The organism is Streptomyces sp. NPDC057743 (assembly GCF_042798755.1).
GTDB lineage: Bacteria > Actinomycetota > Actinomycetes > Streptomycetales > Streptomycetaceae > Streptomyces.
In genome coordinates, this window is the sequence record NZ_JBHVJX010000025.1 from 1 (window position 1) to 14273 (window position 14273).

Annotated in this window: 14 protein-coding genes; 7 read left to right on the forward strand and 7 right to left on the reverse strand. The window is 73.1% G+C overall.

The genetic code is table 11. The features are described 5' to 3' along the window. Positions 1–89 precede the first annotated feature (89 nt). Positions 90–1217: a hypothetical protein gene (locus ACFVFQ_RS26255; protein ID WP_383420279.1), complete on the reverse strand. Its 1128-nt coding sequence runs from the start codon at positions 1215–1217 to the stop codon at positions 90–92. 176 nt (positions 1218–1393) lie between these two features. Here ACFVFQ_RS26255 and ACFVFQ_RS26260 point away from each other — a divergent pair, with 176 nt between their 5' ends. Next, positions 1394–2554, forward strand: coding sequence for a cystathionine gamma-synthase (locus tag ACFVFQ_RS26260; protein WP_383420281.1), 1161 nt, complete (start codon positions 1394–1396; stop codon positions 2552–2554). Between the two features lie 168 nt (positions 2555–2722). Here ACFVFQ_RS26260 and ACFVFQ_RS26265 read toward each other — a convergent pair whose 3' ends face one another. The 3 genes from ACFVFQ_RS26265 to ACFVFQ_RS26275 form a co-directional block, all read right to left on the reverse strand. Beyond that, positions 2723–3100 (reverse strand): hypothetical protein, encoded by a 378-nt coding sequence (locus tag ACFVFQ_RS26265; RefSeq protein ID WP_383420283.1) that lies wholly within the window; start codon positions 3098–3100, stop codon positions 2723–2725. Then, the gene (locus tag ACFVFQ_RS26270; protein ID WP_383420285.1) at positions 3097–3558 is read right to left on the reverse strand and encodes a sigma factor-like helix-turn-helix DNA-binding protein; all 462 of its coding nucleotides are present in this window, start codon (positions 3556–3558) and stop codon (positions 3097–3099) included. The genes ACFVFQ_RS26265 and ACFVFQ_RS26270 overlap by 4 nt, the downstream gene beginning before the upstream one ends. 347 nt (positions 3559–3905) lie before the next feature. Beyond that, the gene (locus ACFVFQ_RS26275) at positions 3906–4409 is read right to left on the reverse strand and encodes a MarR family winged helix-turn-helix transcriptional regulator (protein WP_383420287.1); all 504 of its coding nucleotides are present in this window, start codon (positions 4407–4409) and stop codon (positions 3906–3908) included. A 160-nt stretch (positions 4410–4569) separates the two neighbouring features. Here ACFVFQ_RS26275 and ilvA point away from each other — a divergent pair, with 160 nt between their 5' ends. The 4 genes from ilvA to ACFVFQ_RS26295 all read left to right on the forward strand — a co-directional run bounded on the left by ilvA (position 4570) and on the right by ACFVFQ_RS26295 (position 8185). Further along, positions 4570–5844 (forward strand): threonine ammonia-lyase, encoded by a 1275-nt coding sequence (ilvA, locus tag ACFVFQ_RS26280; RefSeq protein ID WP_383420289.1) that lies wholly within the window; start codon positions 4570–4572, stop codon positions 5842–5844. Positions 5845–6147: 303 nt separating this feature from the next. Next, positions 6148–7161: an ATP-binding cassette domain-containing protein gene (locus ACFVFQ_RS26285; RefSeq protein ID WP_383420291.1), complete on the forward strand. Its 1014-nt coding sequence runs from the start codon at positions 6148–6150 to the stop codon at positions 7159–7161. After that, entirely contained in the window at positions 7158–7385 is a 228-nt protein-coding gene (locus tag ACFVFQ_RS26290) for an integral membrane transport protein (protein WP_383420293.1), read from the forward strand. The genes ACFVFQ_RS26285 and ACFVFQ_RS26290 overlap by 4 nt, the downstream gene beginning before the upstream one ends. Then, positions 7382–8185 carry an ABC transporter permease gene (locus ACFVFQ_RS26295; RefSeq protein ID WP_383420298.1) on the forward strand — a complete coding sequence of 268 codons (804 nt, stop codon included), beginning with the start codon at positions 7382–7384 and terminating at the stop codon, positions 8183–8185. Before ACFVFQ_RS26290 ends, ACFVFQ_RS26295 begins: the two co-directional genes overlap by 4 nt. Before the next feature lie 84 nt (positions 8186–8269). Here ACFVFQ_RS26295 and greA read toward each other — a convergent pair whose 3' ends face one another. Both greA and ACFVFQ_RS26305 read right to left on the reverse strand, forming a co-directional pair. Beyond that, positions 8270–8767 (reverse strand): transcription elongation factor GreA, encoded by a 498-nt coding sequence (gene greA / locus ACFVFQ_RS26300; protein WP_383420301.1) that lies wholly within the window; start codon positions 8765–8767, stop codon positions 8270–8272. A 246-nt stretch (positions 8768–9013) separates the two neighbouring features. Beyond that, positions 9014–9430: a DUF4307 domain-containing protein gene (locus ACFVFQ_RS26305; RefSeq protein WP_383420303.1), complete on the reverse strand. Its 417-nt coding sequence runs from the start codon at positions 9428–9430 to the stop codon at positions 9014–9016. 132 nt (positions 9431–9562) lie between these two features. Here ACFVFQ_RS26305 and mca point away from each other — a divergent pair, with 132 nt between their 5' ends. Beyond that, the gene (mca, locus tag ACFVFQ_RS26310; RefSeq protein ID WP_383420305.1) at positions 9563–10435 is read left to right on the forward strand and encodes a mycothiol conjugate amidase Mca; all 873 of its coding nucleotides are present in this window, start codon (positions 9563–9565) and stop codon (positions 10433–10435) included. A gap of 4 nt (positions 10436–10439) precedes the next feature. Then, entirely contained in the window at positions 10440–10688 is a 249-nt protein-coding gene (locus ACFVFQ_RS26315; protein ID WP_383420307.1) for a hypothetical protein, read from the forward strand. A 153-nt stretch (positions 10689–10841) separates the two neighbouring features. Here ACFVFQ_RS26315 and ACFVFQ_RS26320 read toward each other — a convergent pair whose 3' ends face one another. Beyond that, positions 10842–14123 (reverse strand): tetratricopeptide repeat protein, encoded by a 3282-nt coding sequence (locus ACFVFQ_RS26320; protein ID WP_383420309.1) that lies wholly within the window; start codon positions 14121–14123, stop codon positions 10842–10844. Between the last annotated feature and the right edge of the window lie 150 nt (positions 14124–14273).

The window sequence follows — 14273 nt, forward strand, 5'->3', positions numbered from 1 at the left end:
CATAGCTCCGCTATGAAGCCATCCCGGCGCCTTGCGATCGCACGCACCAGACGCCGCTCCTTCCTCCACGGAGATCCGTCAGAAGCGCCCTAGCCCTGGGCGCGGAAGTTGGCCGAGGTGCCGCCGAGTTGTTCCCAGCCGGCGATGGCCAGGGCGCGGTAGGCGGCGTACTCGGCGGCCGGGCTGCGGCCGTAGGACCAGGGGACGGCCCCCACGTGGCCGTCGACGAGTCGGAGCTGCTCCATCGCCTCGGCGTAGCGCTCCGCGCGAACCAGGAACCAGACGAGCAGGTGGCGGACGTGCGGCGCCATGGGGTGGTCGGCGGGGGCCTGTTGGAGGGCGAAGTGGGCGCCCTCTATGGCGCGTTCGACGACGGCGCTCTGGAAGAGACTGCGGACCATGTTGGCCTCGGGCAGGTGCTCGTAGACCGCGAAGAGCGGGAGGGCCGGCAGCAGGCTCTTGGCCGGGGCCGCGGCGGCCGCGCGCGCGGCGAACTCCTCGGCCTCCTTACGGGAGCCGTGCCACTTCTGCGACCAGTACGGGAGCGCCGCCAGGTGCGCGCCCATGTGGTGCGGCGCCCGTCGGTGGACCTCGGCCCACAGCTCCTCGTAGTCGGCGGCGCGCTCGCCCAGGCCGCGGGCGACGGCCAGCTCCGTGATGTGGGCGATCGGGCTGCCGGGCGCCAGCAGTGCGGCCTCCCGGCAGACCGTACGGGCCTCCTCCAGGATCATGCGGAAGTCCTGCGAGCCGGGGTCGCGCAGCGCCTGGAGGACCAGGAACTGGGCGTGTGTCTGCGCGCCACCGGGGTCCTTGGGGGCCTCCGCGCGCCAGGTGCGCAGCCAGATGCCGCCGGTCCGCGCGCCCCCGGCGGTGGCCTGGGCGCTCTCCGCCAGCTCGAACGCGGCCGCGCCGGCCAGCGTCTGCACCCGCTGCCAGCGCAGCTCCCAGTCGTCGCCGGTGGACCGGAGCAGCTCGGCGGCCGGGCGCCAGTCGTGCGTCCGGCGGACCTCGTCGAGCGCCCGGGCCAGCTCCTCGTCGGGGCCGGGCAGCCGGACGTCGAGCTGTTCCAGGGGGACGAAGCCGTAGCCGGCCATCGGGTCGGTGGCCACCGTCAGGCCCCGCTGGGTGTGCGCCGCGGCCCGCCGGCGCCGCATCCACGGCAGGAAGACCAGACCGCCGAGCGCGATCGCGGCGAAGAGAAGCAGCAGAGCGTCCATGTGGTGTGTCCCGGTTGGAGGGGCGGGTGGGCGGAGGGGAGGCCGTCGACGGCGGGTGGTCCGTGGGTCGGGCACCGGTCGCCGGGGCGATCTCCGTCCTCTCCTACGTATCCACTATCCAGCGAACCAGAAAGTTCCGGAAAGTTCGGCCGTGGGGCCAGCTACCCTCAGAAGATATGAGCGATCAGCGCGAGACGCGCCACCAGCACTTCGAAACCCGTGCCATCCACGCAGGTCAGGAGCCCGACCAGGCCACCGGCGCGGTGGTACCGCCCATCTACCAGGTCTCCACGTACAAGCAGGACGGAGTGGGCGGGCTGCGCGGCGGCTACGAGTACAGCCGCAGCGCCAACCCGACCCGCACCGCCCTGGAGGAGAACCTCGCCGCCCTCGACGGTGGCCGTCGCGGCCTCGCGTTCGCCTCCGGCCTCGCCGCCGAGGACTGCCTGTTGCGCACCCTGCTCGTCCCCGGCGACCACGTCGTGATCCCCAACGACGCCTACGGCGGCACCTTCCGGCTGTTCGCCAAGGTCGTCGAGCGGTGGGGCGTGGAGTGGTCGGTGGCCGACACCTCCGACCCGCAGTCCGTACGGGACGCGCTGCGGCCCCGTACGAAGGCGATCTGGGTCGAGACGCCCAGCAACCCGCTGCTCGGCATCAGCGACATCGCGGCGCTCGCCGGGATCGCCCGGGACGCCGGGGCCCGCCTGGTGGTCGACAACACCTTCGCCAGCCCCTACCTCCAGCAGCCGCTCGCCCTCGGCGCGGACGTGGTGGTCTACTCCACGACCAAGTACATGGGCGGCCACTCCGACGTGGTCGGCGGCGCGCTGGTGGTGAACGACGACGCCCTCGGCGAGGAACTGGCCTACCACCAGAACGCGATGGGCGCGATCGCCGGGCCGTTCGACGCCTGGCTGGTCATGCGCGGCATCAAGACGCTGGCCGTCCGGATGGACCGGCACAGCGCCAACGCGGCGCGCGTGGCCGAGCTGTTGACCTCGCACGAGAAGGTCACCCGGGTCTACTACCCGGGCCTGTCCGAGCACCCCGGCCACGAGGTCGCCGCCAAGCAGATGCGGTCCTTCGGCGGCATGGTGTCGTTCCAGGTGGCCGGCGGCGAGGCGGCGGCGGTGGAGGTCTGCAACCGCGCCAAGCTGTTCACCCTCGGGGAGTCGCTGGGCGGCGTGGAGTCGCTGATCGAGCACCCGGGGCGGATGACGCATGCCTCGGTGGCCGGTTCGGCGCTGGAGGTCCCCGCGGACCTGGTGCGCCTCTCGGTGGGCATCGAGTCCGTCGAGGACCTGCTGGCCGACCTCACGCAGGCGCTGGGCTGAGCCGGCTCCCGCTCGACGGACGGCCGCGGTCCGGCCCTCGACGGTCGGCTGTGACCCGTCGTCGGTGGTCGGCTGCGACCCGTCCTCGGCGGCCGGTTGAGGCGTGTTCCCGGTGGTCCGCCCCCGGCCCGTTCGGTCCTCGGTACGGGGTCGGTGCCCCGCCGTGGGTCAGTACCCCGCTACGGGAGGGGTGGTGCGGGCCGGTGGCGGGCGCCAGGGCTGCTCAACTCCCGCCCAGATGAGGAGAGTCAGCAGCGCCGCCAGGGCGAGCAGCGCCCCGGTGCGGTGCAGCAGGCGGTGCCGCAGCAGCAGCCGGCGGCCCCGGGCGGCGGCCCGCCCGCCGAGGTCCGGCGGCACCGGCGGATACGGTCCGGCCCGCAGCATCCGCCGGACCTCGCTCTCCTTCCGGTCGGGCGCCCGGGAATCCGGCCGCCCGGTCTCCTGGGGCGGGGTGCTCCAACGGGCCCCGGCCGATGGACCGTTACGGCCGCCGGACGGCGTGCCGGTCTCCGGGGCGGTCCGCTCCTGACCCTCCCGCGGGTTCACGGCAACGCGGGATGCGCGTCCGGGCGGCTGCGCAGTGCGCAGACGGCGTGCCGGCACAGGGTGCGCACCCGCTCGGCGGGGAGCCCGAGTTGGGCGGCGATCTGCTCCTCGGCGACGTCCTCGTGGAGGCGCAGCACCAGCACCAGCCGTTCGCGCGGGGTCAGGCGGCCCAGCGGACCGCCCCGCGGCCGGCGATGTCGTCGGGCGGTGCGCGCGAACCCCGCGGCCAGCTCCCGGCGGGCCCGTTCGTAGGGGTCCTCGCCGCGCAGCCGCTCCCAGCCCGCGTACGTCCGGGCCAGCGCCGTGAGCAGCAACTCCTCGGCGGCGGGGGCCGGTTGGTCCGCCACCTCGCCGGTCAGCAGTACGGCGGCGTGCAGCAGCCGCCCCGCCGCGCCCGCGGTGAACGCCGCGAACTCCCGGGCTCGGCGTCGCTCCCGTTCCTGTTGCCGCTCCCCCACCGCGCCTCCCGGATGCCGGGCGGCCGACGCCCCGGCCCCTGGGGCGGCACCCCGGCGCCGAACGGGCCAGCCCCCTGGCCCCTATTGGCACGGCAGCTCGGGGCCGGGTCAAGAGGGGCGACGCGACCGCGCGACGCCTGCGCGGCGGGCGCCCCCCGATCCGCTCACGCGAGGACGACGCCCCGTGGGCGTCACCTCACGTGGAGCCCGCCACCTCACGTGGAGCCCGCCACCTCACGTGGAGCCCGCCACCTCGCGTGGAGCCCGCCACCTCGCGTGGCGAACGCCTCCCCACGTAGCGAACGCCTCCCTACGCAACGGGGCACCCCAACACGTGGCGAAACGCCTCAAGAAGCGGCCGGCGGACCGCTCGGCGACAGTGCCGTGATGTCGGCAAGGGAGGTGTTGAAGCGCGTCAGGAGCGTGGTGAACGCCGTGCGCTCCTCCTCGCTCCACTCCTCCGTCACCATCGCCATCAGCGCCCGTCGCGAGGCCCGCACCTCGTCGAGCCGGGCGTGCCCCCGCTCGGAGAGTTCGAGGACGACGGCGCGACCGTCCTCGGGGTGGGTGGTGCGGCTGACCAGTCCGGCGTCCACCAGCGGCGCGACCTGCCGGGTGACGGTGGAGGAGTCGATGCCCATCCCACACGCCAGGGCCTTGACGCCCATCGGGCCTTCCTGGTCCAGGCGGTTGAGGAGCAGATAGGCGGCGCGGTCCATGGAGTTGCGCGCCTGCCCGACGCCGCCGAGCCGGCTCTGTTCGGCGCGGCGGGCGAAGACGGCCACTTGGTGCTGCAGCGCGTCGAGAAGGGCGGTGTCGGTGTGGGTCGTCATGTCCGGAGAGGTGGGCATGGCCGGGGCTCGCTTAATCGGGGCGGGTAATTGGGAAGACAGCGTACGCGGCGCCGGCGCCGGCCGTACCTGCCCTGTCGTGAGCGGGGTCGGCGGCACACCGGTGTCCGCCATCCGGCCGGAAAAGCCCCGTCGGTGGCCGAACTGCGACACTGACCGCATGGCCGACCACACGTCGCACGCGTCGCACCGGCCCACGGGTTCCGCACCCACCACACCGGCGGGCCCCGGGGAGATCACGGTTGACGACGTGCGCGAGGCGCAGAAGCTGCTGTCCGGGGTGTCGCGGGCCACCGCGCTGGAGGGCAGCCGCTACCTGTCGGAGCGGGTGGGCGCCCCCGTCCACCTCAAGTGCGAAAACCTCCAGCGCACCGGCTCGTTCAAGATCCGCGGCGCGTATGTGCGGATCGCCCGGCTGTCGGCACAGGAGCGGGCGGCCGGCGTGGTGGCGGCGAGCGCCGGCAACCATGCACAGGGGGTGGCGCTGGCGGCGTCCCTGCTGGGGGTGGCCTCGACGGTCTTCATGCCGGTCGGTGCCCCGCTGCCGAAGGTCGCCGCGACCCGCGAGTACGGCGCCGAGGTGCGGCTGCACGGCCAGGTGGTGGACGAGACGCTGGCCGCGGCCCAGGAGCACGCGCGGCGGACCGGGGCGGTCTTCATCCACCCCTTCGACCACCGCGACATCATCGCGGGCCAGGGCACGGTCGGCCTGGAGATCCTCGAACAGTGCCCGGAGGTGCGGACCATCGTCGTCGGCGTGGGCGGCGGCGGGTTGGCGGCGGGCATCGCCGTCGCGGTCAAGGCGCTGCGGCCGGACGTGCGGGTGGTCGGGGTGCAGGCGGCGGCCGCGGCCTGTTATCCGCCGTCGCTGGCGGTGGGGCGGCCGGTGGCGATCGAGCCGCTGACCACGATGGCCGACGGGATCAAGGTGGGGCGGCCCGGGGACGTGCCGTTCGAGATCGTGCACCGGCTGGTGGACGGCGTCCGCACGGTCACCGAGGACGAGTTGTCCGGCGCCCTGCTGCTGTGTCTGGAGCGGGCGAAGCTGGTGGTGGAGCCGGCGGGGGCGAGCCCGGTGGCGGCGCTGCTGTCTTCGCCCGGCTCGTTCGAGGGCCCGGTGGTCGCGGTGCTCTCCGGCGGCAACGTCGATCCGCTGCTGATGCAACGGATCCTGCGGCACGGCATGGCCGTCGCCGGCCGCTACCTCTCCCTCCGGCTCCGCCTCACCGACCGCCCGGGCGCGCTGGCCACCCTCCTCGGCGTCCTGACGGTGGTGGACGCCAACGTCCTCGACGTGGGGCACGTCCGCACCGATCCCCGGCTCGGGCTCACCGAGGCCGAGGTCGAGCTCCATCTGGAGACCAAGGGGCCCGAGCACTGCGCCGAGGTGCGCGCGGCGCTGCGCGAGGCGGGGTACGACGTGGTCGCGGTCTGAGCCGGCGGTGCGCGGGCGCGCATCGGGGGTAAGCGGGGTGGTGGCCGAGCGGCTGCCGCTCCGCTGCGTTGCGTCTGGGCGTCTGGGCATCGTAAAAATCCATAACGCGATGTATCGCGTCTGGAGTAGCATCGGTGGCCCGCGGGGGCGCTGCGCCACGCTGTGCCGCCGCGGAAGCGCGCTGCACCGCAGCCCTGACATCACGCGAACCACCGCAAAGCAGGGCGAACCGAACTGTTCTCCGTACCATTCGGCTCATCCGCCGTATCGACCTGAATCGACCCAAGCCATGGGGGTACCCACATGCCAGGCGCCATTTATGCCGAAGGGCTGGTGAAGACCTTCGGCGAGGTGAGGGCGCTGGACGGCGTCGACCTCGACGTCCCCGAGGGAACCGTCCTCGGATTGCTCGGCCCGAACGGTGCCGGCAAGACGACCGCCGTGCGCGTCCTGACGACCCTGCTGCGCCCCGACCGGGGCACCGCGCGGGTCGCCGGCATCGACGTCCTCGCGCACCCCGACGCGGTCCGCCGCGCCATCGGCCTCTCCGGCCAATTCGCCGCTGTCGACGAGTACTTGACCGGCCGGGAGAACCTGGTCATGGTCGGGCGGCTCTACCAGATGGGCGGCCGCGAGGCCAAGCGCCGGGCCGACGAGCTCCTGGAGCGGTTCAACCTCGCCGACGCCGCCGACCGCACCGCCAAGACCTACTCCGGCGGGATGCGCCGCCGGCTCGACCTCGCCGCCGCGCTGGTCGTCAGCCCGCCCGTGATGTTCATGGACGAGCCGACCACCGGCCTGGACCCGCGCAACCGCCAGGCGCTGTGGGACGTCATCCAGGAACTGGTCGCCGGCGGCACCACCCTGCTGCTCACCACCCAGTATCTGGAGGAGGCCGACCGGCTCGCGCACGACATCTGCGTCGTCGACCACGGCCGGGTCATCGCCCGCGGCACCTCCGACCAACTCAAGGCCCGCACCGGCGGCGAGCGCATCGAGGTCGTGGTGCACGCCGCCGAGCACCTGCCGGCGGCCGAGGGCGTCCTGCGTGCGGTCGCCAAGGGCGAGGGCACGGTCGAGTCGCACACCCGCAAGCTGACGTTCCCGGTGACCGGCGGCGCCAAGCTGCTCGCCGAGGTCATCCGCGAACTGGACTCCCGCGGCGTGGAGATCGACGACATCGGGCTGCGCCGCCCGACCCTCGACGACGTCTTCATCGCCCTGACCGGGCACGCCGCCGAGACGGCGGAGAACGGCAACGGACGCGCGGACCGGGACCGGCCCGACGCGCAGACCACGAAGGAAGGTGTGCGATGAGCGCGGTCGATCACGCGGCCGGTCAGGCCCCCGCCCGGAACCCCCGGTCGCGCGGCGGCCTCACCCGTTCCGTGCGCGATTCCCTGGTCGTCGCCCAGCGCAATCTGATCCGGATGCTGCGCATCCCGAATCGTGTTCGCCCGTCTCGACTAGGTTTCATCTCGCTGCGCGGCCGAGACCTGAACGTGAGTGGGTTGGGAGCCCGGAAGGAGCTGGCGAAGTGAGCGGCATCAGTGACTCCCTGGTCATTGCCCGCAGGAACGTCACGCGCATGCTGCGGATTCCCGAAGTGCTCGTGTTCGGGCTCATCCAGCCGATCATGTTCGTGGTGCTGTTCAGCTACGTGTTCGGCGGCTCCATCAGCGTCCCAGGTGCGGGCATCAGCCCCTCCGGATACCGAGAGTTCCTGATGGCCGGGATCTTCGCCCAGACCGTCACCTTCGCCACCGCCGGAGCAGGCGCGGGGATCGCCGACGACATGCACAAGGGCCTGATCGACCGGTTCCGCTCCCTGCCGATGTCCCGCGGCGCCGTCCTCACCGGCCGGACCCTGGCCGACCTGGTGCAGACCGCGCTGACGCTGGTGGTGCTGGCCGTGGTCGCGCTGATCATCGGCTGGCGCGTCCACGAGAACGTGGCAAGCGTGCTGGCCGGCTTCGCCCTGCTGCTCCTGCTGGGTTACGCGTTCTCCTGGATCGGAGCACTGATCGGGTTGAGCGTGCGCACCCCTGAGGCCGCCACCTCCGGCGGACTGCTCTGGCTCTTCCCGCTGACGTTCATCTCCAACGCCTTCGTGCCCAGCGCCAACATGCCAACGGTGCTTCGGTACTTCGCCGAGTGGAACCCCTTCAGCGCCACCGTGCAGGCAGCAAGGGACCTGTTCGGCAACCTTCCCAAGGGCTATCCGGTGCCGGACGCCTGGCCTATGCAACACCCGGTGCTCGCCTCGGTGCTCTGGTCCGTCCTGATCATCGCGATCTTCCGGACGCTCGCGGTCCGCAAGTACCGCTCGGCGACCGTCTGAACCACCCGCCCACACCGACGAGAAGCGGCCCGGAGCCGATTGCTCCGGGCCGCTTTCGCGTGAGGCTTCGGGGTGCCTCGCGGCTCAGCCGTTGTACGGCTTGGCGTCGAGGATCTTCACCGACGCGGTCTTGCCGTTGGGCAGCTCGTACTCCGCATCGGCGCCGACCTTCTTGCCGTTCACACCCGACCCCAGCGGCGACTGCGGGGAGTAGGTCTCGATGTCCCCGCTCGCGTACTCCCGCGAGGCCAGAAGGAAGGAAAGCGTGTCGTCCGGGTCCCCGTCGAACGCGATGGTGACGACCATGCCGGGGGCGACCGTGCCGTTGGCCTCAGGGGCTTCGCCGACCTTCGCCGACTCCAGCAGCTGCTTGAGCTGACGGACGCGCAGCTCCTGCTTGCCCTGCTCTTCCTTGGCCGCGTGGTACCCGGCGTTCTCCTTCAGGTCACCTTCCTCGCGGGCCGCCTGGATCTTCTCGGTGATCTCGGCGCGTGCGGGACCAGACAGGTACTCCAGCTCGGCCTTGAGCTGGTCATACGCCTCCTGGGTCAGCCAGGTGACGTTCTCGCTGGTCTGGGTCACAGGTGCTCCTCGTCGGTACTGGGGATAAATCAAACGCCCTACCTGGAAGGTTTGCGCCTTCACCGGTGGGCGAAACCACGAGCCTAACAATTCCGGCACAAAAGGGGGAAGAGGAATTTCACAGTGACCGGACAGGAACGCATCGCCGCTGATCAGAGGCGATCGGGCGGTGCTCAGGGCTCGTCCGAACGTGTCACCGGGGAGCCGTCGGTACCGTCGCGCGGCCCCGATCCGGGCGCCCCGGGGTCAGCTCTTGCCGGCCGCCGAGCGCGTGCAGCCGACGAGCACGGCGTTGGTCGCGCGCTTCGTCGTCCGCACCGAGACCTCGGTGTCGACCTGGCCCGAGCGCTGGTCGATGGCGACGTCCTTGCGGCCGACCTCGGAACCGTCGATGGCCTGCGAACGCAGCGTGCACACCCCGGTGTCGCCCTTGTCCTTGACCACTTCGAGGTGGACCTTGACCTCGTGGTCGGAGACCGCTTCCCAGGTGATGATCCGGCCGCTGAGGTCCTGCCCGGAGATGTAGGAGGCGCCCAGCCAGCCGACCACGCCGAGCAGCACCGCGCCCAGCACCGCGCCGACGATCTTGAGGGTGCGGTCGGCGCGCTGGTCGGCGGAGCGTCCGTAGCGTCCGTCCGGCAGCCCTTCGCGCACCGCGGCCATGATCCATCCTCCTGGTAGGGGACCGGGAACCAGCAGACCCCCGGGGGGGTCCCCGCCCCAGGGAATACAGCGCCCCCTCGCTTCGGTCACTATAGGAGGCATCTTCTCCGGCGCTTCACTGAGGATCGAGTCTTGACTGAGCAGCTGCGATTGATGGCGGTTCACGCCCACCCCGACGACGAGTCGAGCAAGGGGGCGGCCACCATGGCCAAGTACGTGTCCGAGGGGGTGGACGTGCTGGTCGCCACCTGCACGGGGGGCGAGCGAGGCTCCATCCTCAACCCCAAACTCCAGGGGGACCCGTACATCGAGGAGCACATCCACGAGGTGCGCAAGAAGGAAATGGACGAGGCCCGGGAGATCCTGGGCGTCAAGCAGGAATGGCTGGGTTTCGTCGACTCCGGCCTCCCCGAGGGCGACCCGCTGCCGCCGCTGCCCGAGGGCTGCTTCGCCCTCCAGGACGTCGACGTCGCCGCCGGGCGCCTGGTGGAGCTGATCCGCACGTTCAAGCCGCAGGTGATCACGACCTACGACGAGAACGGCGGCTACCCGCACCCGGACCACATCATGACCCACAAGATCACGATGGTGGCCTTCGATGCGGCCGGCGACCCGGAGAAGTACCCGGAGGCCGGCGAGCCCTGGCAGCCGCAGAAGCTCTACTACAACCAGGGCTTCAACAAGCCGCGCACCCTCGCGCTGCACGAGGCGCTGCTGGCGCGCGGCCTGGAGTCGCCCTACGGCGAGTGGCTGGAGCGCTGGAAGCAGTTCGAGCAGCGCGAGCGCACCCTGACCACCTATGTCCCGTGCGCCGACTTCTTCGAGATCCGCGACAAGGCGCTGATCGCCCACGCCACCCAGATCGACCCCGACGGCGGGTGGTTCCGGGTGCCGATGGACATCCAGCGCGAGGTCTGGCCGACGGAGGAATACGAGCTCGCGAAGTCGCTCGTGGACACTTCGCTCCCCGAGGACGACCTCTTCGCGGGCATCCGCAACAATTGACGCCATGATGAGCGCGACCAGCACCCTCGCCCTGACGCACTTCGTCACCCTTGCCGACAGCTTTGACAAGGACAAGGTGACGCCCGGCGTCCTCGGCTTCATCGTCTTCGCGGTCATCGGCGGTGCCGTGTGGCTGCTGATGAAGTCCATGAACAAGCACATGCGGAAGGTGGACTTCGAGGAGCCCGCCGAGGACGGTCAGGGCGGCGCCACCGCCCAGGCCGCCGCGGCCCCGGAGCCCAAGACCAGCTGACGGCCCGGTGCGCCGGAGCTCGGCGCACCGGTGCGAGGACCGGGTGACGGTCATACGGACCGGCCGTCTGGCAGCGGTCGGCCGACCGGCCCGGCGGCTCGCCGGTCCAAGCGGTCGGCGAGCCGTGCCGTGGGCCGGACGCCCGCCGGCCCGCTAGCCCGCGGTCGCCGGCTCCGTCGGCACGCCCATGACCTCCCGGGCGTGCCGGTCCGGCACCATGCCGAGCCGCCACGCCTGCCAGCCCGTCTCCGGCTCCACCCCGCGCTCCAGCAGCAGCGCGAAGGTCCCCGCGCAGTCCTCCAACTTGGCGTCCCGGCCGTCGTGCCGCTCCCGGACCAGCTGCGCCAGCTCCTCCTGCGCCACCGCCGTGCCGACCACCGAGCCGCCCGGCGACGCGAACGGCAGCAGCGTGCAGCGCAGGAACCGGGCCCAGTCCTCGCCCCGCCGGTCGCCGTAGCCGACGAAGAGCCGTGCGGCCTCGTCGGCCAGCTCCAGCGCCTGGGCCGCGCGGCCGTTGCCGGCGTCGACGACCACCAGCTCCAGCACCGACCACGCCTCGCCGTGCGCCACCCCGATCCGCTGGAAGTCCTTCCGGGCGTCCTGGAGGAGCTGGCGGGCGAAGCCGCTGTTGCGCAGCGAACCGGTCTGCTCGGCCCGCAGGTCCCGGGTCACCCGGCCCGCATGGTGCCGGGCGCAGGCCAGGCCGTAGCCGTCGTGCATCCGGCTGAACAGATTCCGCGAGCGCTCCAACTGCCGCAGCGCCTCGTCGCGCTCGCCGCGCTCCTCCAGCGCCTGGCCCAGGTAGTACATCGTCCACGCCTCGCCGCGGGCGTCCTCGTGCTGGCGGTGCAGCGGCAGCGCCTGACGGAGCTGGTCCACGGCGGGCCCCGGGTCGCCGGCCACCAGGCGGGCCCGGGCCAGCTGCGTCATCGCCCAGGCCGTACCGCGGTCGTCATGGGTACGGCCGTACAGCTCCAGCGCGGAGGACAGCGCGGCCTCGGCCTGTGGGACGTCGCCCCGCCGCAGATGGACCTGGCCGAGCTGGAAGTGTGCCCACGCCTGGCCGTGCAGGCTCTCGCTCTCCTCATGGAGCTCCACCGACTCGCGCAGCATCACGAGCGCCTCGGCGAGCCGGGCCCGGTCCCGCTCGACGGCCGCCAGCGCATGCAGCGTCCACGCCCGGTCGCCGCGCATCTCCGGGCCGGACTGGAGCTGGAGCGCCTCCCGCAGCTTGGCCGCGGCCTCGGTGAGATTGCCCTGCTGCTGGAGCGTGATGCCCAGGTCGCGCAGCGCGCGGGCCGCGCCGACCGGGTGCTGCGCCTCGAAGTAGAGGTCGACGACGGACGACAGGGTCGTCCGGGCCCGGTCCAACTCGCCGAGCTGGCGGGCCGCGACGCCGGTGCGCCACTGCACCGAGCGCACCAGCATGCCCTGGCCGGCCGCCCGGGTCAGCTCGCTCAGCTCGCCGAGGCGGTAGAGGTCGCCGCGCAGCAGGCAGTAGTCGCACAGCGCGCCCAACAGGTGCGCGACGGTGTCCTGGTCGACGTCCTGGTCGGCATGGCGCAGCGCGGCCGTGATGAAGCTGGTCTCGTCGTCCAGCCAGGCCAGGGCGGCGTCCAGGGACGCGAAGCCGTGCGGGCCGAAGCGGTCGGCGCGGGTGGAGGTGTTGCCGTCGACCAGCCGGATCACCGCGTCGGCCAGCTCCGCATAGCCGCGGATCAGCCGCTCCTGGGCCGCGGCGCGCTCGGCCGGCTCCTCCTCGGTCGCCAGCCGGTCGTGCGCGAAGCGGTGCACCAGGGGGTGCAGGCGGTAGCGCTCGCCGCGGACGTGCTCGATCAGCCCGGCACCGGCCAGCGCCGTCAACTGCCGCTTCGCCTCCGCGTCCGGGAGGCCCAGCAGCGCCGCCGCGGCGGCCACCCCCAGGCTCGCCCGGCCCACCAGGGCCAGCCGCCGCAACAGCTGCCGGGCCGGTGGCGATTGGTCGGCGTAGCGCAGCGCCAGGGCTCGGGCTACCGGGGCCGGCTCCTCGACTGCCGCCAACTCCCGGGCCAGCTCGGCGGGGGAGCGGTCGCCCAGCGCGGAGCCGACGACCCGCAGCGCCAGCGGCAGCCCGCCGCACAGCTCGGAGATCCGGTCGATGGACTGCGCGTCGTACGGGCCCGCGCCGGCGGCCGGCTCCTCGGCGGAGGCGGCCGCCGCGCGCAGCAACTCCTCGGTGCCCACGGTGTCCAGCGCGGCCAACGGGAGCTGGTGCACATGCGCCTCCAGGTCCGCGGGGAGATCGAGCGGCGTACGGGCAGTGACCAGGACCAGGCTGTCGGAGCCGTCCGGCACCAGGGCGCGCACCTGCTCGGCGTCGGAGGCGTCGTCCAGCAACACCGTCACCGGCAGGTCCGCCAGGTGCTGGTGGTAGAGCTCGGTGAGCCGCCGGACGTGCTGCTCCTGGGAGGGACGCTCGCGGAACAGCAGCTGCTCGCGGGGCGCGCCCAGGCGGTTGAGCAGGTGCAGCAGCGCGTCCCGGGTCGGCAGCGGCACCTCGCCCGGGGTGTCCCCGCGCAGGTCCACCAGGCACGCGCCGCGGAACTGGTCGCGTAGCTGATGCGCCGCCCGCACCGCCAGCGCCGTCCGCCCCGAGCCGGGCTCGCCGTGCAGCACCACCACGATCGGCCGGGTCTCCGTGCTCGCCCGGCCGGCCTGCACCCACTGGGCGAGCTGCGCCAGCTCCGCCCGGCGGCCCGCGAACCGCCCCGCGGGCTGCGGGAGTTGCGCGAACGACCGCTCCAGGACCGACCGCCGGCGGGCCGCCGCACTGCGGTCCGCACCGCGCAGCTGCGGCCCGCGGGAGCCCTTCCCCGCCGGCCGGGCGGTGGCCGCGGAGCCGCCGCGGGCGGCCGCGGTCAGCATCCGCTGCTGATCCAGGAACGGCCGGATGCCCCGCACCTCCAGCGCCGTCAACCACTGCAACCGCAGCTGCTCGGGGCCGCCGGGCTGGCCCTGCATGCCGGCCTGCCGGTGCGCCGCCGGGAGGTGGCCGGCGGTCAGCTTCACGACCGTGGCCGCCGCGCCGGCCACCAGGGCCGCGGCGCCCGCGCCGAGCGCCGGCCCACTGCCCGTGCCGTACGCGAGGTCGGCGCCGAACGCGGCCGCCGCGGCCACCACCGCCGTCACCGCCGCGGTGCTCAACTCCTTGCGCGTCAACCGCTCCGACAGCGGCCGCCGGCCGGCCGCCGCCTCGTCCAACGCGCGGACGTAGGCGCCGTACTCCTCCTTGGCGGGGGCGGCCAGTTCGTCCAGTGCCGCCCGCGCTCTGCTCAGCAGCGCCGGCCCGTCGAGCCGGCCGCCCGAGCGGCGCACCTCCTCCGTGACGGTCCGCTCCAGCAGCGCGTCGGCCTCCTTCCGGTGCCCTGCGCGCAGTCCGACCAGTTCGCCCGGCATGCCCGTCCCCCTCCAGCAGTCGCCAGGAGCCCTGGCGGTCAATCCAGCAGTCCCTCGGCGGATCCCCCGTGCGGCCGGTGCGTGCCCGCGCCGTCGCGGCCCCGCCCCGGCGTGATCACCGCCGTACGCACAGTCTTCCGTCTCCAGGCG